The sequence below is a fragment of the Streptomyces apricus genome, from assembly GCF_008369065.1.
Taxonomy (GTDB): Bacteria; Actinomycetota; Actinomycetes; order Streptomycetales; family Streptomycetaceae; genus Streptomyces; species Streptomyces apricus.
The window spans coordinates 1-719 of record NZ_VDFC01000272.1; the positions used below are offsets into that span (position 1 = coordinate 1).

Sequence of the window (719 nt, forward strand, 5' to 3'; positions counted from 1 at the left end):
GAGGTGGGTCAGGCGCAGCACGAGGACGGCCAGCAGGTGACGCAGGGCCGCGGTGTGGATGTGCAGGGGCAGGTGTCCGAGTGCGCGGAACTCGCTGCCGAGGTGTTCGGTGGCCAGGCGCAGGGCCGCCGCGTGGTCGGGCAGGGGCACGCGCAGGGCCGGGGCATGCGGGTCCTGTGTGCGGGCGGCGTCGGCGGTGGCCGCGTCGAGGAAGTCCGGGCGGAAGAGGATCAGGGTTCCCTCGGCTCCGGTGAGGTCGCCCCACTGGTGGACCTGACCGGGGCGTACCCAGAGCCACGATCCCGGTTCGAGGGCGTGGTCGGCGAAGTCCACGGTCTGCCGCAGGGTGCCGCCGGTGAGGGTGAGCAGGTGGTGGAAGTCGGGCCGCTGCGGTGTGGCGAGCTGGGCCGCGGTGGTCCGGTGGCGCAGGTCGGTCAGGGACAGGACCTCGACTCCTGCAGGCGTCCCGGTGGGCGCGGTGAAGGCGATCTCACGGATCTCCGCCCTGTCATCGTGTCGCTTTTTGACCATCATCTGTCGCCAGCGTATCCGACTTACCCCGCCTCTTGCTCGTAACTTGGAGTCATCGCTTCACGCGGCGCCACACCGAGTGTCGGAAAAGCGCAAGGGCTGTATGAGGAGGGGGCGGCATGCGACGGCCACGGACGGCCGCAGGGTTCCCCGACCCTCTTCCACCCCGACCTTCTTCCACCCCGACC

The 719-nt window shown here is 70.4% G+C and carries 1 protein-coding gene; it reads right to left on the minus strand.

The window, feature by feature from the left end:
- Nucleotides 1–531: AraC family ligand binding domain-containing protein (locus tag FGF04_RS39630; protein WP_188114436.1), on the minus strand; the 531-nt coding region annotated here is incomplete at its 3' end.
- Nucleotides 532–719: the final 188 nt, after the last annotated feature.